The sequence below is a fragment of the Alteromonas sp. DY56-G5 genome (assembly GCF_041414725.1).
Lineage (GTDB): Bacteria > Pseudomonadota > Gammaproteobacteria > Enterobacterales > Alteromonadaceae > Alteromonas > Alteromonas macleodii.
The window spans coordinates 26273-50726 of the sequence record NZ_JANHZQ010000038.1 but is presented as its reverse complement, the minus strand read 5'-3'; the positions used below and the strand labels follow the sequence as shown (position 1 = coordinate 50726).

18 protein-coding genes and 1 other RNA gene are annotated in these 24454 nt (G+C 43.9%); 10 read left to right on the top strand and 9 right to left on the bottom strand.

What is annotated here, in order from left to right:
- Positions 1-193: 193 nt before the first annotated feature.
- Positions 194-343, bottom strand: a complete 150-nt coding sequence (locus NO989_RS16700; protein WP_155279892.1) for a hypothetical protein — start codon at positions 341-343, stop codon at positions 194-196.
- A 326-nt stretch (positions 344-669) separates the two neighbouring features.
- Complete coding sequence (gene ppsA / locus NO989_RS16695) at positions 670-3042, bottom strand: phosphoenolpyruvate synthase (RefSeq protein ID WP_321825402.1); 2373 nt, start codon at positions 3040-3042, stop codon at positions 670-672.
- A gap of 272 nt (positions 3043-3314) precedes the next feature.
- On the opposite strand from ppsA, the gene NO989_RS16690 reads away from it, so the two are divergent.
- The gene (locus tag NO989_RS16690; protein WP_049586695.1) at positions 3315-4127 is read left to right on the top strand and encodes a pyruvate, water dikinase regulatory protein; all 813 of its coding nucleotides are present in this window, start codon (positions 3315-3317) and stop codon (positions 4125-4127) included.
- Positions 4128-4341: 214 nt separating this feature from the next.
- Here the strand turns inward: NO989_RS16690 and NO989_RS16685 are convergent, their stop codons facing one another.
- Positions 4342-5055, bottom strand: a complete 714-nt coding sequence (locus NO989_RS16685; protein ID WP_049586720.1) for a hypothetical protein — start codon at positions 5053-5055, stop codon at positions 4342-4344.
- A gap of 302 nt (positions 5056-5357) precedes the next feature.
- On the opposite strand from NO989_RS16685, the gene NO989_RS16680 reads away from it, so the two are divergent.
- Complete coding sequence (locus NO989_RS16680; protein ID WP_321825401.1) at positions 5358-5822, top strand: hypothetical protein; 465 nt, start codon at positions 5358-5360, stop codon at positions 5820-5822.
- A gap of 80 nt (positions 5823-5902) precedes the next feature.
- On the opposite strand, the gene NO989_RS16675 is transcribed toward NO989_RS16680, so the two are convergent.
- Positions 5903-7882, bottom strand: coding sequence for a sulfotransferase (locus NO989_RS16675; RefSeq protein ID WP_321825400.1), 1980 nt, complete (start codon positions 7880-7882; stop codon positions 5903-5905).
- 224 nt (positions 7883-8106) lie between these two features.
- Complete coding sequence (locus NO989_RS16670; protein ID WP_371342906.1) at positions 8107-10818, bottom strand: TonB-dependent receptor; 2712 nt, start codon at positions 10816-10818, stop codon at positions 8107-8109.
- 321 nt (positions 10819-11139) lie between these two features.
- Here NO989_RS16670 and NO989_RS16665 point away from each other — a divergent pair, with 321 nt between their 5' ends.
- Together NO989_RS16665 and NO989_RS16660 are read left to right on the top strand one after the other, a co-directional pair.
- The gene (locus NO989_RS16665) at positions 11140-13110 is read left to right on the top strand and encodes a choline BCCT transporter BetT (protein WP_039229500.1); all 1971 of its coding nucleotides are present in this window, start codon (positions 11140-11142) and stop codon (positions 13108-13110) included.
- 30 nt (positions 13111-13140) lie between these two features.
- Positions 13141-13617 carry a MarR family winged helix-turn-helix transcriptional regulator gene (locus tag NO989_RS16660; protein WP_012518305.1) on the top strand — a complete coding sequence of 159 codons (477 nt, stop codon included), beginning with the start codon at positions 13141-13143 and terminating at the stop codon, positions 13615-13617.
- A 92-nt stretch (positions 13618-13709) separates the two neighbouring features.
- Here the strand turns inward: NO989_RS16660 and NO989_RS16655 are convergent, their stop codons facing one another.
- Together NO989_RS16655 and NO989_RS16650 are read right to left on the bottom strand one after the other, a co-directional pair.
- Entirely contained in the window at positions 13710-14057 is a 348-nt protein-coding gene (locus NO989_RS16655; protein WP_014976384.1) for an RnfH family protein, read from the bottom strand.
- Positions 14054-14485 (bottom strand): type II toxin-antitoxin system RatA family toxin, encoded by a 432-nt coding sequence (locus NO989_RS16650; protein WP_014949308.1) that lies wholly within the window; start codon positions 14483-14485, stop codon positions 14054-14056. The genes NO989_RS16655 and NO989_RS16650 overlap by 4 nt, the downstream gene beginning before the upstream one ends.
- Before the next feature lie 145 nt (positions 14486-14630).
- Between NO989_RS16650 and smpB the strand changes: the two genes are divergently transcribed.
- Positions 14631-15110 carry an SsrA-binding protein SmpB gene (smpB, locus tag NO989_RS16645; protein WP_014949307.1) on the top strand — a complete coding sequence of 160 codons (480 nt, stop codon included), beginning with the start codon at positions 14631-14633 and terminating at the stop codon, positions 15108-15110.
- Between the two features lie 44 nt (positions 15111-15154).
- On the opposite strand, the gene NO989_RS16640 is transcribed toward smpB, so the two are convergent.
- The gene (locus NO989_RS16640; RefSeq protein ID WP_014976383.1) at positions 15155-16378 is read right to left on the bottom strand and encodes an NADH:flavin oxidoreductase/NADH oxidase family protein; all 1224 of its coding nucleotides are present in this window, start codon (positions 16376-16378) and stop codon (positions 15155-15157) included.
- Positions 16379-16771: 393 nt separating this feature from the next.
- On the opposite strand from NO989_RS16640, the gene ssrA reads away from it, so the two are divergent.
- From ssrA to NO989_RS16615, 5 genes are all read left to right on the top strand, one after another.
- Positions 16772-17130, top strand: a transfer-messenger RNA (tmRNA) gene (gene ssrA, locus NO989_RS16635).
- A gap of 167 nt (positions 17131-17297) precedes the next feature.
- The gene (locus tag NO989_RS16630) at positions 17298-18020 is read left to right on the top strand and encodes an ABC transporter ATP-binding protein (RefSeq protein WP_321825397.1); all 723 of its coding nucleotides are present in this window, start codon (positions 17298-17300) and stop codon (positions 18018-18020) included.
- Entirely contained in the window at positions 18017-19459 is a 1443-nt protein-coding gene (locus NO989_RS16625; RefSeq protein WP_371342905.1) for an ABC transporter permease, read from the top strand. The genes NO989_RS16630 and NO989_RS16625 overlap by 4 nt, the downstream gene beginning before the upstream one ends.
- Positions 19456-20766 carry a DUF3526 domain-containing protein gene (locus NO989_RS16620; RefSeq protein WP_156086365.1) on the top strand — a complete coding sequence of 437 codons (1311 nt, stop codon included), beginning with the start codon at positions 19456-19458 and terminating at the stop codon, positions 20764-20766. Before NO989_RS16625 ends, NO989_RS16620 begins: the two co-directional genes overlap by 4 nt.
- On the top strand, positions 20756-22951 hold the full coding sequence (locus NO989_RS16615) for a TonB-dependent siderophore receptor (RefSeq protein WP_156078299.1): 2196 nt from the start codon (positions 20756-20758) through the stop codon (positions 22949-22951). Before NO989_RS16620 ends, NO989_RS16615 begins: the two co-directional genes overlap by 11 nt.
- A gap of 82 nt (positions 22952-23033) precedes the next feature.
- On the opposite strand, the gene NO989_RS16610 is transcribed toward NO989_RS16615, so the two are convergent.
- Entirely contained in the window at positions 23034-24260 is a 1227-nt protein-coding gene (locus NO989_RS16610; RefSeq protein ID WP_156078298.1) for a hypothetical protein, read from the bottom strand.
- Positions 24261-24454: the final 194 nt, after the last annotated feature.

Below are 24454 nucleotides of genomic sequence, written 5' to 3'. Positions count from 1 at the left end.
TCTTCCCCTCAGTCAGGGTGATTCAGGTTTCTTTCAACCTGACGGGTTTGCCAGCTTCGCTGGGCAAACAAAAAAGGAGGCCAACATGACCTCCTTTCATTCAAACTGTAAATCAACCTGTAACCTTACAATTAGAAGGAAAACACTTTCAGTGTTTGACGGTTAATTCCCGCCTTATTCTAACAGGTTATTCTTACTCGTAGTTGCGTTCCATCCACATTAACTGCATTTTAAGCTCGTTAATTTCTTTTTGCGCTTCCGCCAACTGCTCTACCACAGAGCGTGATTGCATAACGTTTTCTTCGGAAGTATTTACTGAAACTGCGCTGTCATTATGTGCCATGAGAATTCAACCAAGTTAATTATTAATCAAAGATTCAAAGTGAAAGTCACTTTGTAATATTACATTTTTAATTACACAAAGTCATGTTTTCAACACGCAAAAATGCATAGTTTTGCTAAATAACCACAGTTTTTTTAAGGAATGAAACACGAGCAAAGATTTGCTTCTAGATGAGTGGCCATCACTTTAAGTTGCCTAACAAAAAAAGAGACCTTATGGTCTCTTTTTCAATAATATCAAAGCGATAACGTCGTGAAATAACACGACGTTAGATGGAAAACTAGATAATTCTGACCCTATCTCGCCTTCACATCCGAGCTACGTAATTAGCCGTGCTTTTCAGCCAGGTAAAGCCAGGTTTCAACCACGGTATCAGGGTTAAGTGATACCGAATCAATCCCTTCTTGTACCAGCCACGCGGCGAAGTCTTCGTGATCTGATGGACCTTGACCACAAATGCCCACGTATTTTCCACGCTTCTTCGCTGCCTGAATTGCCATTGACAACAGTGCTTTGACCGCTTCATCACGTTCATCAAACAAGTGCGCGATAAGACCACTGTCGCGATCTAGACCTAGGGTTAACTGCGTTAAGTCGTTAGACCCAATAGAGAAACCGTCGAAAATGTCTAGGAACTTATCAGCAAGCAAAGCGTTTGATGGCAGTTCACACATCATGATAACGCGAAGGCCATTTTCACCTTTCTTAAGTCCCTGCTCTTCAAGAAGCTCGATAACTTGACGACCTTCTTCTAATGTACGAACAAACGGGATCATGATCTCAACATTGGTCAAGCCCATTTTGTTGCGAACGCGCTTTATGGCTTCACATTCAAGGGCAAAACAATCGCGGAAATCTTCAGAGATGTAGCGGCTTGCACCACGGAAACCCAACATTGGGTTTTCTTCGTCTGGCTCGTATTGATAACCGCCCACTAAGTTGAAGTATTCGTTCGATTTGAAATCTGACATACGAACAATAACTTTCTCTGGCGAGAATGCAGCGCCAATGGTTGAAATACCTTCCACCAATTTCTCGATGTAGTATTCCGTAGGCGACTCGTAGCCTGCAATCATATCGCTAATTTCTTCTTTCAACTCTTCAGGCTGGCTGTCGAAATTAAGTAGTGCTTTAGGGTGCACACCAATCATGCGGTTGATAATAAACTCAAGACGCGCAAGACCAACACCTGCGTTTGGCAAGCGAGCAAAATCAAATGCGCGGTCGGGGTTACCCACGTTCATCATGACTTTCAGCGGTAGGTCAGGCATTGCGTCAATGCGTGACGTCACTACATCGAACTCTAGTTCGTCACCGTAGATAAAACCGGTGTCACCTTCAGCACAAGACACAGTAATTTTGTCGCCGTTCTTGATACTGTCAGTCGCGTTCCCACAACCAACCACCGCTGGAATGCCCAACTCACGCGCGATGATTGCCGCGTGACACGTACGGCCACCACGGTTGGTAACAATAGCAGAAGCCTTCTTCATGATGGGTTCCCAGTCAGGGTCTGTCATGTCAGTTACCAGAACATCACCCGCCTGGATTTTGTCCATCTCTTCAATTGAATCAAGCACTTTCGCTACACCAGCACCGATTTTGTGACCAATTGCACGGCCTTCAACAACGATGTTGCTTTGACCTTTTAGTTGGAAACGCTCAATGCTCTGTGAGTCTTCACGGCTGCGTACTGTTTCAGGGCGAGCCTGAACAATGTAAAGCTTGCCGTCTGCGCCGTCTTTGGCCCATTCAATGTCCATAGGACGCTTGTAGTGCTGTTCAATAATTTGTGCCTGCTTAGCAAGCTCCATTACTTCATCGTCTGTTAGTGAGAAGGTTTTGCTGTCAGCTGCATCAATATCGACAATAGACACCTGTTTACCGTGCGCTTCATCGTCTGAGTACACCATTTTAGTAAGCTTACTACCAAGGTTACGACGAACGATAGCAGGCAGGCCTTTATCAAGTGTTGGTTTGTGAACATAGAACTCATCAGGGTTAACCGCACCCTGCACCACCATTTCACCTAAACCAAATGAGCTGGTAATAAATACAACGTCTTCAAAGCCAGACTCGGTATCGATAGTAAACATAACGCCTGATGATGCGATATCACTGCGCACCATGCGTTGAATGCCTGCAGATAGCGCCACACCTTTGTGGTCGTATCCTTGGTGAACGCGATATGAAATAGCGCGGTCGTTAAATAGCGATGCGAACACGTGCTTAATTGCCACAAGCACGGCTTCATAGCCTTTAACGTTTAGGAAAGTCTCTTGTTGACCTGCGAAAGACGCATCAGGCATATCTTCAGCCGTGGCTGATGAACGCACTGCAAATGACGCTTCTTCACCTGCATCACCCTGTAATGTGACAAACGCAGTTTTGATTTCTTCTTCTAGCTTTCCTTGGAAAGGTGTGTCGATGATCCACTGGCGGATATTCTTACCCGCTTCGGTCAGTGCGTTTACGTCATCTACGTCTAACGAGTCTAAGACTTCGTGGATACGCGCTTCTAGGCCACTTTGCTCTAGAAACTCATTAAATGCCTCGGCGGTGGTAGCAAAACCTCCCGGCACCTGCACACCGGCGTTCGCCAGGTTTGAAATCATCTCGCCTAATGATGCATTTTTGCCGCCTACGCGACCCACATCATGCATGCCCAGTTCTTGATACCAAAGTACGTATTCTTGCACAGCCCAAGCCTCCAGCTTTTTTATGTGTAGGGTATGAGGTTAATTTCAGGTTTGTGCTTTTTGTCACCTGAAACTCATCAAATTGTAGTCGATATGTGGTGAAAACCACTGTTAACGCTGTCCATTACGTTTGACAGCAAACCTATTGATATTTGCCATCATTCACAAGAACCGTGTAGCTTTTCGACGAAATCATCTTAGAATGGGGAAATTCAGAATGTAAACCCTTTATTACTTTTGTAATAAAATTACACCAATGTTAAGGATATGTTGTGCGCACAGCTTTTTATATTTCAGATGGTACAGCCATCACTGCAGAGGTCTTCGGCCACGCCCTGCTTTCCCTGTTTCCCGTTTCTTTCAATCACAACACCATTCCTTTCGTTGAAACTGAGGAACAAGCTCACAAAGTTTTACAGCAAATTTCTGAAAGTTTTCAAGACACCGGAGAAAGGCCGCTCGTTTTTTATACAATTGTGAATGTAGATATTCGCAAAATAATCTCGAAATCTGTGGGCATTAACTATAATTTTCTCGATCAATTCGTAGCGCCACTGGAAAAAGTATTGGGTGTTCCTTCAAAACCAGAAAAACATCGTACACACAGTATCCACGAAACCACCTACGATATTAGAATTGAGGCCGTGAACTACGCATTGGCTAATGACGATGGCTCTAACCTAAAAGATTACGATGAAGCAGACATCATTCTTACTGGTGTTTCACGCTCGGGTAAAACGCCAACAAGTCTTTACTTAGCACTTCAATACGGAATAAAAGCAGCGAACTACCCTTTTACAGAAGAAGACATGGGCGACATGCTTAAGCTTCCCCCTGCCCTACGCAGGTTCAAACATAAGCTTTTTGGGCTAACGATTGCAGCGGATAGACTCCATCAAATACGTTCAGAGCGCCGTGCAAACAGCAAATATGCATCGCTGCCACAATGTCGAATGGAACTGCGTGAAGTAGAAAACTTGTATAGAAAGGAAAAAATCCCGTTTTTAAATAGCACTAAGTACTCGATTGAAGAGATCTCAGCAAAAATATTGGCAGAGACGGGGCTCAAACGTCGTAAGTACTAAGCGGGCTTTTAAGTATTCAGTAACTTTGTACGAAGCTGCCATATTTACCCGCTGTATTTTATACAACACTTTTTATGTCGCGGTGGTGCCTTTAACTATGTAAAGCGACAAGGCACCACATTACCTAGATTCTGGTCAAGTTTAGGCTAACTAGGCGATAGTAGCTCTAGTATTTGCGGTCTCGCTTGCCCTTTTATTATTTACTATTGAAGCGTCACTTCTTGTTGCTTTCTACCAATTCTTCAAGCGCTACACCTGGGTCTTCTTCACCTGCAACAGATGATGCATAAGGGCTCGCAGCTTCTGCATCCTGATGTGAAACGTCCGCTTTACTATTGGATTGTTTTTCTTCATCTGAAGACAACGTCGTTTTTTCTTGTGAACTTTTTTCTTTTGCTTTCATACCTCTAATCAACTCCTCTACATAAGGTAAAAATTCTAGCACGGTAGCAACGGCGATAACTGATAGTAAATACCATGTTGGAAGGGGCTCTTGCTTAAACCGCAGACCAAAATCAGCAGGACTTTCGCCCAGTCCGAATAACGCTATAAAATGAGACCAATGTCTGGCAATTACCAAAATTAATGCGAGCAGCGGTATCATTTCCAAAAAGCTGTGCACATGCTGCTCAATAGGCCCCACTCTTCTTTTCGATACCGCATAGCTAACGTCCCACAGTGCTGTTAATTCATGTAAGAAGAAAAACAGAATACCTGCAGCAATAATTAAACTATTCACCTCAAAGAGGAGAACCATAAAAAGAGGAATTCCTACCTCTATAAACATCAGTAGATGAATTAAGGACTCCTTCGGCCCCGCGGTAGCAGCAATATTACTGCTGCGGTGGCAAAACCAGTCGACTATCCCTGCTGTGAACCACAGCGGTATGATGAAATACATCAATATTAGCTGTGTAACGTCATTCATGACTAAACCTTCTACATTAAGTCTAAGCATTACAGATGTAATAGCTTGTAAACTCGACATCAGATAACGTTGTAACGTTGAAAACAGAAGATTAGATTAAGAATGATTAACATTTTTTAATGTCTAATAGGTAACAGGTTTTCTTATTGAAAAAATTGAAGTTATGCAATCGACAGGTCTTAGCGCTTGCTGATAGAAAATGACTATCACGGATAAACAGTTACAATTCATTAATTTATCGATATTGTAAACAAATCATAATGATACAATATAACATTGCACATTATCTTGGGAGAAATAACATGTTCACAGAAGAAATGGTTCATACCGCACTACAAACTTGGTGCGACAATGTAGTAGCGGTAGGTAAAGTGCACGCTGAAGGTGGCGATGTAAAAGCATTCGCTTCACAAGTGCTGTCAGATAACTACGACTACGATAATGGAAAAGTACTCTTTAAACCTACGCTTACTTTTGGCTCTCAAACATTTCGCCCAACAAAAGAAGGCGCTTTATCTTATTTCGTAGGCGGTAATAGCGACTATCCAAACGACAATGGCTTTAAATTAAAGCCATGGGTGAAGGTTTGGTATAGCGAAGAAGACTTTATCTTAAACGGTGAGCTTGCCATTGTTCAGTGTAACGTACACTTTATCGGCGAAGACGACAGCCATATTTTTGTAAACAAGAGCTTTGTTTTCAAACAATGTGAAGACGGAAAAATTCGCATTATCCTTCATCAATCTTCGCTTCCGTATCAGCCTTAAAAGGTAGTTGATACGTTTTAACTAATTAAAAAAGAGTCATGACTTAAAGACAGCCATGACTCTTCATTTTTGACTATCCATTAATTATCTGGCTTTGAGGTGTCTCTGCCTAGTGCTTGTTTAAGCTCAGCTAAATAGTTTTCGAAAGGCTTCCACTGCCCCATCCCTGTTTTGTATATAGGTTGGCGAACCTGTTCAGAGCTTGGCGTCTTTATCACCCGTTTGGTTTGGTGAAACGCTAAGCATGCTTCTTCAAAATCTAACCCACAAAAATCTAGAATGCGTTTAACTTGCCCTTCCAAATCATCCAGAACATCTTCGTGCTGTACAGTAAGAATTTCCCCAGGCAACACACTATGCCAATGATCCATAAGCTGTTCATAAGCATTATAGTAACGGCCAATATCGTCAAGCGAATAGCTGAACTCTTGCCCCTCACCGAATAACTGTTTAAAGCCACTAAAACAGCAGTCCATTGGGTTTCTGCGTGCATCAATAATTTTGGCGTTAGGCAGTATCTTTTTAATTAAGCCTATGTGAATGAAGTTATTGGGCATTTTATCAATGAAAAATGCCGCGCCTTGTCGGTAAGCTTTAGTCTGCTCAATATAACGGGCACCAAGCTTTTCGAGGGTTGCACTATCTAGTTCGCTCACGTTAAACGGATAAGGTGTTTTTTGATGACTTAATGATGAAGCAATACCTAATATATCGTGTAGCTCCATGGTGCCGTCTACCTGCGAATGTGACGCGAGGATTTGCTCTAATAATGTCGAACCAGCGCGAGGCAAGCCCACAATAAAAATAGGATCGGGAGCTTGGCAGCCCTGTTTTGAACTGAAAGAATCCGCCGTGAAAGCCTGCTGCTGAGCGTCTAAGGCCTTCTCTGTTCTACTAATATCAAATTGAAGCGTACTGTGTTTAAGTTTATTGCCTTGGTCATAGTAGGCAAACGCTTTATCTGCCTGGCCTTTGTCTTCAAACCCTTTACCTAACGCAAAACAAATGTGAATTTTATCGTCTAACTTTATCGAGCTAGCTTCAACTTGCTTGCACATTTGCGACAGCATGTTGTCGCTAAATTTGTAGGTTTTTGTATTCGCTAAACTCCAATAAGCGTCGCCGTAATCATTCGCGTATTCAACCGCTTTTTCATAGGCGTTAACGGCATCCGTAGTATCGCCTTTTGCTTTTAACGCATGGCCCAATGCAACCCACACTTTAGGTCTATCAGCATTTTGTGACAACACTTCTTTGTATAGGCTTATTGCTTCATCTAACTGACCGACGCCAACAAGTGCATGGGCCAAGCTGGTTTTAATAGCAAAGCTTTCTGGGTTCAGCGCTAATCGCGCCTTCGCTACCTTCACCGCATCTGGGAATTTGCCTAGTTTAGATAAAACATTTTGATAGGCTAATGCGGCACGCTCATTGTCAGGATAAAGCTCAACGCAGCTTTCTAAAAGAAATTCAGCATCGCTATATACCTTAAGCTGCATGCCTATTTCAGCAAGTAACATCATTGCTTCTGGATGATGTTTTTGCTTAGTTAAAAACTGTCGGCATACTTGCTCTGCTGCTGAAAACTGCTTTTCATACATTAAATCGTAAGCACCGAGTACCGGTGCAGGAAACGACTGCAAATGTTCGATTTGCTGGGTCGCCATTGATACTGCAGGTACGTCGTCATGGCTTTTATAAATGGTAAGGAGCTTTTTCCAACTGCTAATTAGCGCGGGGTTAAAATGCGTAGCTTTAAAAAATGCGTTAGCCGCTGCTTGATGGTTGCCGGTGGCTTCATGGCAATAAGCTAACTCTTGATATCCTCTACCATAATCTGGCTTAAGACCAAGTAGCGCATCAATATGTTTAAACGCTTCGTTATATTGTTTAGACAGCCTTTGAATAACCGCTGTTAAATAGTGTGTTTCCGCCTTCTGTTGATCGCTCAACGATGCAGAAAAAAGCGTTTGCATGCTTTCCATTGCAATTGAGAACTGTCCACGCTGCAGTGCCTGCTTTACAGCGCGTACTTGTTGTTGAAATTCTTCTGGTGTCATAGCCTACTTTATTATTCTATTTGCGAAATATAGCGCGCTTTTATGAGCCTAATTAAATACATAAATACGAGCGTTTCAGCACAGCTGCTATTTTAGTATACGCGTTAGTTACTAAATACAGATACTACCGAAATTTTTAGCTTTAGTAATGAGAACGGCAGACTTATGTCTGCCGTTTGATAACGCTATTGCGTGGTTAACGTTACATCAACCACTGATAACTATTAATAATAGTCGTAAGAGAAGCGAAGACCTATAGTACGAGGGCGATTAGTCACAACCTTAGGCGTATACTGCTGTGTATCAATGTTCAAGATTGCTGATTTGTCGAAAACGTTGTCAACGAATGCTTCAACTTTCCAGTTTTGATACGTCATCCCCACAGATACATTACCAATCACGTAACTTTCCTGAATGTAGCGGCCACCGCGAATTGTTTCACCATCTGCACCTGGGTACGTTGCACCTTTAAACTCGTCACCCTCATCTTTAATTTTCAGACCCGAGCCCGTGCCATAAATCAATCGAGTTGCATCTTCCATGGCATAGGCGTTCATCACCATGCCAGCAAGACGGTCGCCGGTGTAGGTAAGTGATGCATTAACATACCCTTCTTTACCGCCATCTAACTCAAAGAAATAACGTGCGCTAATGTTACCTGAGAAATCAGCAGAGTACGGAAGCTCACTGCCTACGCCAGCCGCAATACCTTCTAGTTCAGGGTTAATACTAACCAGTTCAGTATCCAGTACGCTAAATGCTGCGTTAATGACTAGGTTATCTGTCGCTAACCACGTAATGTCTGCATCAATCCCTTTAACTTCTGCATCACCAACATTATCGGTAAAGACTAAGAAACTAATATTCGCAGGATCGAAACGCGACGTTTGCAAGTCGCTGATTTCTGAATAGTAACCAGTGGCATTAACACGCAAAATACCGTCTAAGAAGTCACCTTTCAGGCCAATTTCGTAGTTATCCAGCGTATCTGTTGTTGAGTAAACCGGAACACGGAAATCCGCAAACGCCCCAGTGTCATTTGCCGCTGCGTCACCGCCTAGTCTGTTTGTTACTGGTGGACGGAAGCCTTCTGAATAGTTCGCGAAAAGCAATACGTTTTCATTTACTTTCCAGTCGAGGCCAAATTTGAAGATGGTATCGTCAACCGTGAGTACTCCGTCACCGTCTAGTAAGCCAATTTCCAATGAACCATCTTGGATAGCATTGACAACACCTTGGCCGTCAAGACCCAAACCATCATAAACGGCGGGATCTAGCACGCCTTGACCATAGGCTTCTAATCGACCTGTTACGTCGCGTGTTGATGTAGCGCCGCGATAAATATCGTCAATTTGATACCAGCGCGCACCAATGGTAGCAGTAAGCGTATCAGTAATTTCATAGCCTAGCTGACCAAATACTGCGATCTGCTCGATAGTATGCGTAACGTCGTTTACAAAGCTAATTTCAGGAGAGAAAGGGCCACCATCGCTGTTAATTCCACGGTCACCCGCCAGCGCATTCCATGAACTTGCAAGGTTCTCAAAGATTTCAGGGCTTGCGATTTTAAACTGGCCTACCGAGCCTACTTCCTGTTCGTCATAAAACACACCCGCCGTCAGCTGCCATGGTGTATCCATCGTTGTGCTGAAACGTAGTTCGTGGGTTAAGCGAGTGCTAGTAGTGTCTTCTTTGTAGTATTTACTTGGATCGAGGCAGCGCGCGTCATCTGGATTATCTGGCGTTTCATAGTGCGTACACACATAGTACGCGGAAAATAAGCCGCCGTTGGTGTAGCCGGTGTAATCGGTAAGCGTGTCTATTTCACGATCAAGGTAACCACCGGTATACACCACATCTAGTTTTTCCAAACGACCATTTAGGGTCCATGTGGTTAAGCCAAATTCGTCAGAGTTTTCATCGCTTTGAAAGCGTATTGCCGAGCTTTCGCCTTCCACTGTTGGGTCGTAGGCAAACACACCTTCAGTATCAAGTGTTTGTTGAGTGTGTTGAACCAGAACATCCCAATCTTCGTTGATAATGTAAGACAACCCGAATCGCGCCCCTGAGTAGACCGCGTCATTAAAGTTATCTTCAACATGTTCGCTGTTTCTTGGCGACACAACAGCGGCTTCACTGCGAGTAAAACCATTAATTTCACGACGTGCATCCATCGCAGCCGGATCGATGCCCTGTTTCTGCAATGCATTTCCAGAAATACGATCAATAACTACTGCACTTCCAATGTAACCACCATTTCCTGGCTCATTTTCAATGTTATCAATCCAACCGCCCTGACTTTCATTGTAGGCAGCCACACGCAGCGCAAGATTGTCAGTTGGAGTAACGTTGAAATACGCCTCCACCGTGTTACTCATATCTCCGCCTTTTGTGGTAGAGATACTGGTATCGAAGCCTGCAGCAAATCCAGAATGATCTGGCTTGTTTGTAATTAGGCGGACTGTACCTGCCTGAGAACTCGCACCAAATAACGTACCTTGCGGCCCAGGTAGAACCTCTACACGCTCAACGTCGGTAGCAAAAATATCTAAGTTTCGGCCAGCCATAGAAACAGGCATTTCATCAAGATAGAAAGCCACTGAGGGCTGAAGTGCTTGAACAGATGACAGGGTAATGCTTGATTGCGTGGTCGCCGCACCACGAATGTATATTTCGTTTTGCCCTGGACCTGTACCTTGGAATACCACATTCGGTAAAAACTCTACGTAGTCTTGGAAGTTATCAATACCGAGGTTTTCTAATGCTTTTCCATCTAACGCAGAGACTGCGACAGGGACATCTTGGATTGATTCACTTCTTTTCGTGGCGGTAACTTCTATGGTTTCAAGTTTAGCGGGCGCCTTAGATTCTTGCGCAGCCAGAGAGGTGGATGCCAGTGCAGCGATGATTGCACAGCTAAGCTGAGTTTTTCGCATTTGTGTGTGTTTCCTTCAATTGTTTTTTTATTCTTCGGACAGTGTTTACTTAAAACACATATCAAAAAGATCATATATTACGATACACAATCTATTAATTATTTCTACTCTAACGATTAATAATTAACCAAAAACACCTAAAACCTAGCAGAAAGTCTAATTTTTATCGTAAAAACAATTGCAAAAAAAAGAATGCACTTTGACTCATTGACCAAATACATACAAATCAAATAATTTCATCTGATGTTTATAAAAAATGCTCCATGCGGTATATTTCTGCGTATAAACCGAAATTTATAAAAGGTGAAAGGAATTTACTGCGTGATTGAGAACGAAAATAAATCTCCACTCAACAAGCCGGTGTTTATTACATCGTCAGCTTTAATCCTATGTTTACTTATCTTCGCTGCTGGTACTCCTGAAACAGCAGACGCGCTTTTTCAAAAGCTTCAGAGCGCAATTGTGACCAACGGTAGTTGGTTTTATGTATTTACTGTCGCAGTAATTGTGGTGTTTGTTGTTTTCCTCGGCATGTCACGCTACGGCGAAATTAAGTTAGGCCCAGATCACGCAAGCCCCGAATTTAGCTTTGGGACTTGGCTTAGTATGTTGTTTGCAGCAGGAATGGGAATTGGGCTTATGTTCTTTGGCGTTGCCGAGCCCTTAATGCACTTTTTAGCGCCCCCCACTGCACAGGCTGAAAGTATTGATGCTGTTCGCGAAGCAATGAAAACCACATTTTTCCATTGGGGTGTTCATGCTTGGGCAATTTATGCGGTAGTGGCGCTGATTTTGGGCTATTTTGCGTACCGTCAAAACTTACCTCTTACACTGCGTTCTGCTTTATATCCTTTGATTGGTGACCGGATTTACGGCTGGCCTGGGCACGTGGTTGATATATTCGCGGTTACATCAACGGTGTTTGGTGTATCGACGTCGCTAGGCTTTGGCGCTTCGCAAGTAAATGCGGGGTTTAACTATTTATTTGGTCTACCGTCAAATACTGGTGTTCAAATAGCTATAATGGCAGGCGTTGTTGGCTTAGCCGTAATTTCTGTAACTACTGGCCTGGAAAAAGGCATACGCCGTCTGTCAGAAACCAATATGGTTTTAGCCTTACTGCTACTTTTAATTGTTCTTGTTTTAGGCCCAACCGTATTTTTACTACAAGCGTTCATGCAAAACACTGGGGCTTATCTGTCTGATTTAGTGCGTAACACATTTAACCTGTTCGCCTATGAAAAAACGGACTGGATTGGTGGCTGGACTATCTTCTACTGGGGTTGGTGGTTAGCTTGGGCACCGTTTGTTGGCCTGTTTATCGCGCGTATCTCATACGGTAGAACCATCCGTGAATTTGTAATGGGCGTACTGCTTATTCCATCAGCATTTACACTATTTTGGATGACCGTATTCGGCAACGCCGCTATTGATCAGGTGTTAGTACAAGGCAAAGACGTACTTGCACAAATGGTAAATGAAGATACCTCAGTGGCACTGTTTGTATTTTTAGAGCAGTTCCCTTTCGCTTCAGTACTAAGCCTTATAGCAGTATTGATGGTCATTGTGTTCTTTGTAACCTCATGTGATTCGGGTGCCATGGTTGTCGATATGCTGTGTTCACACGGTGAAAACAATACGCCGTTGTGGCAACGAGTATACTGGGCTGTTGGTGTTGGTGTGGTGAGTTCAGTGCTGCTTTACGCTGGTGGGCTTGGCGCGCTGCAAACTATGACGATTGCCGCCGCACTGCCATTTGCTATTGTGTTGCTTATCGCTATATCGGGACTATTGAAAGCCCTTCGTATCGAGGCGTACAAACGTGAAAGTTTACAAGTACTAACGGGTACACCGCAGCATAATGACTCTGACAAAAACTGGAAAGAGCGCCTTGAAAATATTGTGACCTTTCCAGATGAAACTGCCGTTCGTCGTTACATCAACAAAGTGGTGAAGCCTGCGCTAACAGAAGTAAGCGAGGAGTTTAAAGCGCAGCAATTCGAAATAAAAATTGAAGATACCGACGAAGCACTCGTATTAACCGTTGATATGGGCAATGACCCTGAGTTCATTTATGCTGTGCATCCTGTATCGACAGAACAGCCTGAATTTGGTCCAAGTGACACACCAGCACTGGACGAAAACAAAAAGGCCACGTACTATCGCGCCGAAGTGCACCTTAGTGAAGGTGGTCAGAACTATGATATTATGGGCTGGTCGAAGATTTCGGTCATTAATGACGTCATCGATCACTATCATAAGCACCAACATTTTATTCATTTGCTTAAGTAACCGCTGGGTTACGCATTTGTTGGAAGTAACATGCGAAAAGAAGAAGAACTATTAGTGGCACTACGGCGCGTAATACGCGCTGTAGACCTACGCAGCAAGCAGCTAAGTAAACACGTGGGTTTAACAGGCCCACAGCTATTGGTGATGCAAAATATTGAAGAGCGCCCGGGTATAATGGTGCGCGAAATTGCAGAGAATATTAACTTAAGCCCTGCAACCATCACGAATATTCTAGATAGACTAGAATCACGAGACTTAGCTACGCGCATAAGAAGTACGCAAGATAAACGAAAAGTGGGCGTATTCTTAACCGAACGCGGTAAAGAGGCAGTGGTTGACGCACCTCGCCCGCTTCAAGAACACTTTGTCGAGCGTTTTTCACAGCTTAAAGAGTGGGAGCAAAGCCAAATGGTCGCTACCGTTCAGCGAATTGCTAGCATGATGGATGCTGAAGATATTGATGCCTCCCCTTTCCTGGAGTTAGGCAGTATTTCAGAAAAAAGCTAATAGCCTTTGTCTTCTTTAAAAAAAATGGCCTTCACTTGAAGGCCATTTTTGTATCTATCTTTGGTGCTGGCGTAGAAGTGCTCAGCTGACTGCTATGACTTCGCCTTAAGTGGATTTACCTTTCCACCTGTGATTTTGTCAGCGCGCCCTTCCTCTTTCGCTTTCTCAGCACGGCGCTTGCGGATTTCTTTAGGGTCAGCAATAAGCGGGCGGTAAATTTCAATACGGTCGCCATCGGTAAGCGTGTCGCGAAGCTTAACCACGCGGCTCCAAATACCCACTTTCGTTGCTTTCAAATCAATCTCGGGAAACTGCTCAAGCACGTTAGACGCGTTTATCCCTTCTTCCACCGTCGCATTTTCATGAATAGCAACATCAATGATAGTTTGCTTGGTGGGTAACGCGTAGGCAACCTCAATATTGATGAGCTTCTTACTCATGCGTACACGCTCCGCGCTCGGTCTGTAAACGCTGCAACCATACTGCTGGCTAAACTGTTAAACACTTTACCAAAAGCCATTTCAGCTAGCTTATTGCTGAATTCAAACTCTAGGTTTAATTCAATTTTACAGGCTTCTTCTGATAACGCTGAAAATGTCCAGCCACCGGTAAGCGAGCGAAACGGACCGTCGACCAGTTGCATTTGAATACTTTTACCTGGCTCTAACACGTTGTGCGTTGTAAACCATTGCTTGATACCAGCTTTTGCCACTAACAATGACGCTTTCATGCTTTGCGCTGACGTGTCGAGGATCTTGCTATCGGTACAGCCTGGCAAAAACTCTGGGTAGGAAGCTACATCGTTGACTAAGTTAAACATGGCTTCTGCGCTATGAGCTACCAGCGCGCTTCTATGAATACTTGGCATTGATTCCACTACAATTAAAACTCTTGGCCGCATTGTATCACAGAAAATTTGGTTCGCTCGTATTCGGTTTTGAACCAAATGCCCCAATATAAGATAACAATGACAACTAAAGACATTCCTTTGAACAATCAGTATAATAGCCAGCATGAAAAAGAATAAAGCCAACAAAAACACCACAGGAAATATCGCGCAGAATAAAAAAGCGCGTCACGACTATTTCCTAGAAGACAAGTTCGAAGCCGGACTTGAGCTTCAAGGGTGGGAAATTAAAAGTATTCGTGCCGGTAAAGTGAACATTACCGATGCGTACATTATTATCCAGAATGCCGAAGCGTATTTGGTAGGGTGTAGAATTAGTCCGCTGAATCAAGCCTCTACCCACGTTATCGCTGCTCCAGAGCGTGCTCGCAAATTGTTGCTGAACAAACGAGAAATTGACCGCTTAATGGGTGCACGAGACCGCCAAGGTTATTCAATCGTTGCCACGTCTATGTATTGGAAAAAGTGTTGGGTGAAACTAGAAATTCACCTAGCAAAAGGTAAGCACGCCCATGACAAGCGTGACACCATTAAAGACAAAGATTGGCAACGTCAAAAAGAACGAATGATGAAACACAGCGTTTAACGCTGTGTTTTTATTTGGGCTGCCAAAAAAGAAGTGTAATAGGTTTAACCTACGTCTCGTTTCGTCATTTTCTTGCGATGTAGCATATCAAGAATCAGACTCCACAGCGGTGACGGGTTTCTTAAAGTGGTTAGGTTGTTCCCAAGGCGTCTAAGTTGTCTTCGCACCATGGCCATATTCGCAAGGCTTGCAAGCGATTTATCTTTCCAAGAGCAGTGTGGAATTATGCCCGAATACGCCCATTCTTGTTGCCACTTTTTAGCTAAGTCGGGCGTAATAGCAAGGGCGCTGGCTAATCCAACAAGAGCACAGCCCTGCTCAATCACTTCCTCTGCTACCTCGGCCCTTTTTATACCGCCTGTTGTCATAAGCGGAATATCAGTTTTACTCACCAGTGCCTGCGCAAATTCCAAAAAGTACGCTTCTCTGGCCAGTGTGGTGTCGTCACGGGTTTGCCCTTGCATGGCAGGCGCTTCATAACTGCCGCCAGACAACTCTACAACATCAACACCCAAGGCTTCCAAGCGATTTACCACCTCACAGGCATCATCAAAAGAAAAACCATTTTTCTGAAAATCTGCAGAGTTAAGCTTTACCATAACAATAAAGTCTTTAGCGCAAACCGCTCGAACCTGACTGACTATGTTTATCAGCAAGCGGGCGCGATTAATAATAGAACCGCCCCACTCGTCTTGACGCTGATTAGTAAGCGGAGACAAAAACTGCGTAAGCAAGTAACCGTGAGCGGCGTGAATTTCAACGCCATCAAACCCGGCTTTTTCAGCTTGCTTAGCAGTTTGAACGAAACGTTTGCACACATCGTGAATGTCTTGGCAGGTCATTTCTCGTGGTTGAGCAAACAGCTTGGAGTGTTTACCCATATCAAGCGGTACAGCAGAAGGCGCAATAGCTTTGCCTTTCATCGCTTTAAATACCTGTCGTCCAGGGTGATTAATCTGCATTATGGCTAAAGCGCCATTAGACTTAATGATTTTTGCCCACTTTTGAAACGGTGCGATGTCGGTATCTTTTTCGAGTGCAACGCCACCTGGCCCTGTCATGGCGCCTTTATCGACCATAACGTTGCCTGTGATCACCATGCCTAAATTGCCGTGGGCCCAATATCGATAGAGTGAGTACAAAGACTCTCCGGGAATATTTCCCATACTCGACATATTTTCTTCCATAGCAGCTTTAACAAGACGGTTTCGCGCTGTTACGCCACATGGCAAGGTATACGGAGAATACAATATGGAATCTGAAGACATTTACACTACAAGCCTTTTAATTATGCTCACGTACTTTAATGGTTCTTGCTACTAATTGCATCATTACATCAGCACTATTTCCTTAAAAATTCGCTAAAGTAATCAAATAAAAAGCGCTATTTTAGTTTATAAATTGCGTTTCTTGCACAGCCCTTGTGCGCTCGGCACTTGAATTTTACTCAAGCATCCTCATATCTATGGTAGTTCAATAATACTCAATGTTTGTGTGTTGCTGTTTAAGCAAAGCTTCAACTGAAAGCCACACAGCTAAGCTTTTGAAAAACTAGATGTTATTTTTGGTTGATTTATAGCCAAACCCTTAAAATTTATAGTAATTTTCAAAAGAATGTATTTAACCATGTAACAATTGTGCTATTATTGAAAATCACACTCGGGGCTGATTAGGATTCGACAGGATCTAGGAAGCCGGAGGTGCATGCAGAGGAGCGGTTTGCCTCTTAAAAAGCCGCATTTAAATAGTCGCAAACGACGAAACATACGCACTAGCCGCTTAATAACCGGCATAGGCCCTTCCACCCTAGTCTTTTCCTGCTAGCGGGGATTCGGAAGGTCATCCAAGTAGGATAGCGAGGGAACCTTGTCTAAGGGTGAACCGCGAAACAGTATTAGGCCAGCTGCAAGGAAATCCTGTTTGTCGGAGTTCCAAGCAGTTAAATAAATGACAAACTAAGCATGTAGTACCAAAGGTAGACATTTTCTGGACGCGGGTTCAAATCCCGCCAGCTCCACCAATTTCAAAGGCTTGCCACTCGGCAAGCCTTTTTCGTTTCAGCTTCCGAAATTTGTAAATTGTTTCTAATTAAGACAAAACACACACTACCTAAATAAAAGCTATTCCCATCTAGATGGTTATATTATAACATTGCAGCACGATTCTAATGTATAGCTTCTCCAAACAATGCAAACAAATTCAGTGATATGCGCGGATGCGCTTACCGTGTGTGTTGACGATCGCACGCTTCTAGACAATCTAAATTTTAATGTAGGAAAAGGCGAAGTATTTGCACTTTTAGGTGGAAATGGTGCAGGTAAATCCACCACCCTTAAAACTTTTTTAGGGCTTTTGAAGGCAAGTAGCGGTAGCGCCACTGTATTAGGGCATAACGCCTCTACCCAGCCAAACCAAGTTCAAAAGTCTGTTGCCTACTTACCCGAATCTGTCACCTTATATGGCCATCTTTCTGGCGTAGAAAACATTCGTTATTTCTTGTCAGTGGCTGGAGTCGATAAGTCTGACGACGATATGTTCGCCGCACTTCGCAAGGTCGCACTTCAAGAAGATTCGTGGAATAAGGCGCTATCTAATTATTCAAAAGGCATGCGTCAGAAGACCGCAATTGCCCTGGCGCTACTGCGCAATGCGCCTGTACTGTTCTTAGACGAACCGACATCTGGGCTAGATCCAGCAGCCATCGACGAATTTAATGCGCTAGTGTCAGAGCTGGCAGCGGGTGGCGCTACTATTTTTATGGTTACCCACGACGTTTATGGTGCCTGCCAAGTTGCCCATCGAATTGTGCTTTTAAGTAATGGCAAATTAACCGGTTCCTTCGAGCGCGCTGGCGATACGCCAATAGATACTGAAGCCGTTCACGCAGCATTTGCAGGGCGTAATGTATGATACTGAATGTTGCTAAAATCATTTGTGCAGAACAGTGGCGCTATTGGATGCGAACAAAAGTAGCAGCGACCGTTTTATTGCTAGGCGCTATGCTTACCATAGCTGCACTGGTAGTTAACGCCTTTCACGTCGATGAGGCTGCCCACACCAGAGACCACCTTCAAACAGAAGCTGAACAACGCTTTGAGGCACAGCCTGATAAGCACCCTCATCGCATGGTGCATTATGGTCATTATGTATTTCGTGCCCCCACTCCACTGAGCGTAATTGAACCGGGTGTCGATACCTACACGGGGAACGCTATATTTTTAGAAGGGCACCGCCAAAATAGTGCGATGTTCGCCGAGCAGCGCCAATCCGCAGGACTTACACGCTTTAGTAGTTTAACACCCAGCTTTTTAGCTTTGGTTCTTGCACCTTTATTTATTATTCTAATTGGCTACGGCAGCGTGTCACGTGAACGCGAAGCCGGCACGCTAACCCTACTGCTTTCTCAAGGCACCACCCGTTGGCAATTGCTCTTAGGGAAGCTTCTGGCGCTTATAACCGCTAGCAGCCTATTTTTACTCCCGCTACTGCTTGCCTGTCTTTATGTCGCGTTTTCAAACGAAAGTGCACTTGTTGTAATACTCTTTTGCTTTAGTTATGTGGTTTACTTTTTACTGTGGGCCACGGTAGTTACTGCGTGCTCGGCAATATTTGAGAAAAGCAGCGTTAGCTTCACTGTACTTGTTGTCATTTGGATGAGCGCTTGTGTGTTACTTCCTCGTTTAGGGAGCAGCGTTGCCACAAACGTTGCCCCTTCAATGGGAAAACTTGAAGCCGATTTCAAAGTGGAAAAAAAACTTAGAAGTTTAGGTGACGGTCATGACGTTAACGATCCTGCATTCAAAAAGCTAAAAGAAGATTTGCTCGCTAAATACAATGTAGATTCAGTTGACGACTTACCCGTTAATTTCAGGGGCATTGTTGCCCAGTACTCCGAAGGTCGACAAGCCAAAGTGCTTAATGAGTTTGCTGAAACGCGAATGTCCGAAGAGTTGGAACAAGCCCAAATAGCACGGCAGTTTGGCTGGCTTTCGCCCACAGTTGCGGTGCGCTCTATTTCTACGATCCTTGCGGGAACTAGCCTCGAGACACATCACCGCTTTTTAAGGGAAGCGGAAACGCTAAGACTTGAGTTTGTTCAGGCTTTGAACAAGGTTCACGCTGAAAAACTCGATTACAAGTTAGATATGAACCGCAACGCCAGTGAAGAAGCAGCAGACAAAGCTGTGGTTGGCGCAGATAACTGGGCGATCTTAGTAGAGTTTGATTTTAAACCAGAAGCAGGAAGCACACGCATTAGTAACGCGTTGATTTATTTTATTCAGCTGTTGCTTTGGATGGGACTTACCGCACTACTTCTTCAAGCTGCAGTTAGGAATTTAAATCCATGATGCGTTATAGCGATATTAAACGAGAAGCGGGTTTCGTATTTGGCCATCGTCAGATAAAACTAACGCTTTTGGTCGTCTTTCTTTTAAGCTCGGTGTCGTTGTGGTCTGGCTATTCGGAAATGCAAGAGCAGCAAGCCACTATAGAGCGCTTGTTAGAGAAAGATGAAACAGAACGTAACGCTGTCCTTGCTCACCAATCTAATTATGGCATGGTAGCCTATTACGCCTTTCATTTGACCTATGCCCCGCCCTCGCCGTTGGCGTTTGCTGCCGTAGGAGAGCGCGATGTGTTTCCGTGGAAGCACCGTATTAGAATGCTAGCGCTAGAAGGTCAGATTTATGAAAGCGATACAGACAATCCGGAGCTTGCTTTCTTAGGGCGTTTTGACTTTGCTTTCGTTACCAGTGTGCTGTTGCCTCTGTTTATCATTTTGCTCCTTTACGACTTAAAAGCGAAGGAACGCGAAGCCCGCCGTTTTGACTTACTTAATGTAACCGCACGCAATTCGCATGCTATTTGGTCATCACGCGTATTGGTAACCCTGGTGCCCTTGGCACTAGTTACACTTATTCCGTTTATTGCCTTTAGTGTAGTGAATGGCGCGTCTGTGTTTCAAACAGTAACGGTTTGTACCATCGTCATTGGCAGCATAATTGTTTGGAGCGCTATTGTGCTTGCTATAGGTGCTGCTAAGCGTTTTGCCAATTTCAGCGCCACGCACCTAGCTTCAATCATGTTAGGCGTATGGCTTGTCACAACGGTTATTGTGCCAGTTACCGGGCACACCATAATTAATGCGTCGGTCGATACACCTGAGGGCGGCGACATTGTGCTCACGCAGCGAGAAGCCGTTAACAGTGCATGGGACAAACCTGTTGAACAAACATGGGATGCGTTTATTGAAACTCACCCACAGTGGGCGGATAAAACCGACTTTGATCCACAGCGAGACAGTTCATTTAATTGGAAGTGGTATTACGCATTTCAACAAGTTGGCGACCAAACGGCAAAGGAACTTTCAGAGGCTTATCAAGCCGCCACCTTACGCAAAGATAAAATTGCAAGCTATGTTGCTCTGCTATCCCCGTCTTTGTTAACACAACGCTTATTAACGAGTGCGGCTGATACCGATGTTAAAGCCATGGTTAACTACGAAAATAATGTTCGCGAGTTTCATGCGTCGTTGCGCAAATTCTACTATCATCACTTGTTTGAAGCCCCGGAGTTTTCATCGGCCAGTTTTAAACAGCTACCTCAATTTTCACCAAAAATAAGAAAGACACAGGAAAACACTAATGAAGACTAGTTGGGTAAAATTTACCCTCGCCCTTTCTATCGCAACGCTTTTGAATGCGCCTGCAAATGCGCAAAACACTAATACTCAATCGGAAGCGGATGTAGAGAAAATTACGGTGCATGGTATGCACCGTGCGTATCAAGGGGCATTTGAGTATAAAGAGGTGCCGGCAGCAGCGCAGGATATCGACCTTGGTCTCATCAATGATACAGGCGCTATAAACCTCAACGACGCTTTAGACTTGTCCGCTTCGGTAGCCAGACAAAATAACTTTGGTGGCCTTTGGAACAGCTTTGCTATTCGTGGTTTTTCAGGTGACGAAAACTTACCTAGCGGGTTTCTGGTAAACGGTTTTAACGCAGGACGCGGATTTGGCGGACCTCGTGATCTTTCTGGCATTGATCATGTTGAAGTATTAAAAGGCCCTAAAGCTGCGCTGTTTGGTCGCGGTGAACCAGGTGGAGCGGTAAACCTTGTTACAAAACGCCCCCAGTTTCGTCAAGGTGGTGAAATTAAAGCAACTTACGGAAGCTGGTCACAAAAGCGCATTGAGGCTGATGTACAATCGGTTGCAGGCAGTGCTGAAAATGTAGGTGTACGCTTAGTAGGCTTTTATGAAGATGCTGAAAGTTTCCGCGATACAGTAGAAACTGAGCGTTTGGGCTTTTATCCATCGGTTACGTGGGAAGCATCAGCAGACACCACGGTTACGTACGAACTCGAATACACCGAGCAAAAAATTCCTTTCGACCGTGGCGTAGTGGCCATCGATGGTGAATTGGGCCACCAGCCAATTGAAACCTTTACCGGCGATCCTAATGGCGACACCATCGATACGGAAGTGGTTGGTCATCAAATTGAGGTTTCTCATAAACTTGCTGACGAATGGAACCTGCTTTTGGGTGCTGGCTTACGCGATACCACTTTCGAGGGTAATGCATTAGAAAACAACTTTGGTGGCCGCCAAACATTGTTTATCGATCCTAATCAAGCTTTGTTGTCTCGTTTTAAGCGCTACCGTAATTTCCAAACCGATTACTTCGTTTTACGCGGCGAAATAGCGGGACAATTCGATACTGGGTCGCTATCACATCGCGTGATTATTGGTGCTGACTACGATAAGTTTGAAAATGACCAGATTATTCTGCGCTATCGCCCGCCATTCTTTTCAAGCGATACTGACATTAACGACTTGGACTTAGAACAGTACTTAGTGGTCGATATTTTTAATCCGGATTACTCACCACTTCCAGATGTGGAATTGTCTGACAACTTGGACCGTTTTGAAGTTCAGGAAGCGTGGGGTATCTATTTCCAAGACCAAATCAACATCACTGATAATTTCCAAGTTAGGCTGGGTGGTCGCTTCGATAAGTTCGAGCAGGAAATTGATAATCGCCTGGCGTCACCTGTAAGTACCACATCACAAGACGACACACGCTTTTCTCCACAAGTGGGTGCTGTTTATCTGTTTGATGACACCACAAGTGTGTACGCAACTTACGGTGAAGGTTTCCGTCAGCTGACGGGGTCGGATTTCGCCGGAAACCCGTTTGAACCTAACGAATCGAAGTCTGCGGAAATTGGTGTTAAAGCCGACCTCACATCAATGTTTAATACTATACGGGGTGATATCACCTTCGCCGTGTTTAATATCGAGCAAAGTAACATCCTTGTTTATGATGATAGCCCTGAGGCGTCTGACGGCTTCTTCTTAACCCCTGCTGGCGAAGCGCGTAGCCGTGGTGTTGAGTTAGACATTAACGCTGAATTTGAAAATGATATTTCGCTTTGGGTGTCGTACACCTTCGTAGATGCTGAAAGTACAAACGATGCGGCGGATGCTAACTTTGTTGCAGCCATTGAATCTGGCGATCCTTTAATTAACGTTCCAGAAAACCAATTGAGCATTCAGTTGAGCAAGGGACTTATATTTGCTGATATGCCAGTACGTATCGGTTCAGGGCTGTTGTATGTTGATGAGCGTTTAGGTCAAACCGCTACCGACTTCTACTTACCAAGCTACACCACGGTTCGTGCGTTTGCTGAAATAGAGCCTATAGAAAACTTGTCAGTTAAAGTTGCAGTAGATAACCTGTTTGATGAAGAGTTTTATACTAACTCTTTCGCAGATGTGTGGGTTGAACCTGGCGCGCCTCAACGCTTTAGGCTTACCGCCGCCTATCGCTTTTAAGGTCTAGAATTTAACGTAAAAGGAAGCGGGACTTATTACCGCTTCCTTACTACGACTTTTGAATGTTTAATTTTTGTGTAAATTAAGAGTTTTGTAAAGTCTGGATTGGCTCGATGTCAGACGTATTATTCTTGATAAATGACTCTATATCGTTAATTTTCTCTTTAGAAAATCCGAGTCTTGCTTCTATACCAGTAGTTCCGTCAGCGTTTTCAATGATATCAAACTCGTTTACACCTAAGGTGCGCGAAAATGCAGTGTGAACCTGATTATTGTTGATATCGACAATTTTAATTTTCGTCGACGTTCTGTATATAGCCAGTGGACCTGACTGCGTTTGTACCCAATTGATTGACCAGAAATAGTGACTGTAATTAGGTAAGCCAAGTTTTGTGTAAAGCGACTCTTTGAAATCCACGTTTTCGCACTTGTTCATCACAGCATTTTGACGTTCGCAGTTTGAGTATTCTGCAACATCCTTACCTCCTAATCCAACATCCATTGGAACGATGGTCTTTCCGTCTAGGCTAACTAAAACATAGTCATCAAACTTGTTAAGTCCAAACGTATTACCTATTTCTTTAAAGGAGTCTAGCAATCCGCCCACGCTGTCGCCTTTGTCTCGAGGATCTTTCTCTAACAAAATAAAACCTGTAGATGCAGCATCGCCTTTCTGATGTTTAGCGATGTGGTAGTTATCTAAGAGTGTTATATTTTTTACGTTATCATTGTCTATAAAATAGCGAAAAGCAGACCCCGGACGGCCAATAATAAAACCGTCTGAAGTAGGAATTACACTACTACCTGTTGCAGTTTTTCCAGTAACTGTTTTTACTTCATACCGGTCACCACGCTTCCACACTGTTGCAATTTTTATAGGTGCTTCAGTTGATTTGGCTTTGTGATATTTGAGTGTAAATGAGCCATCGAAATTTTCTACCGCATAGGTAAACTCACCAGTAAATCTATTACCTCCGAAGTTGGCAACTTGTCCTTCGAAGTCATGAAACATCTCCCCATCTATCATGATGCCATCTTTCTTACGATAAAAAATCGCTGCTCCGCCGGTTTCGTCAATTTTCTGTTTTTGTGCTGTAAGTTCAGTCGCACTGATAACGATTTCCGGCTGGGGTGCAGCTTGCTGTTGCTGTTGGGCTGCAACAGGTAAGGACATGCCTTGAATTTTCGCAAGAAACGCCTGCTTCATTTGGTTCGCCATTGCCTGCTCTTCTGGCGAGGGTGGTGTACTACCACACGCAGTAAGAAGTGAAACTGCTAATAAAGATGGAACTAATAGTTTTGCATTCATGTGTTTTCTCTGTTTTTCGCTTTAGCTAAAATATTTAGAACTGAAGCTTTTTTATGAAAACAAAGGATTGCACATGACGAGACTTCACCATGCCGTCCTGCATAGTTGAGTGTACTATTAAAATGTCGCAATCCCTTGCGAGCACTATTAAAGGATATTCCAGTCTTTTTTTCAATTATAAGATTCTGTTTTTA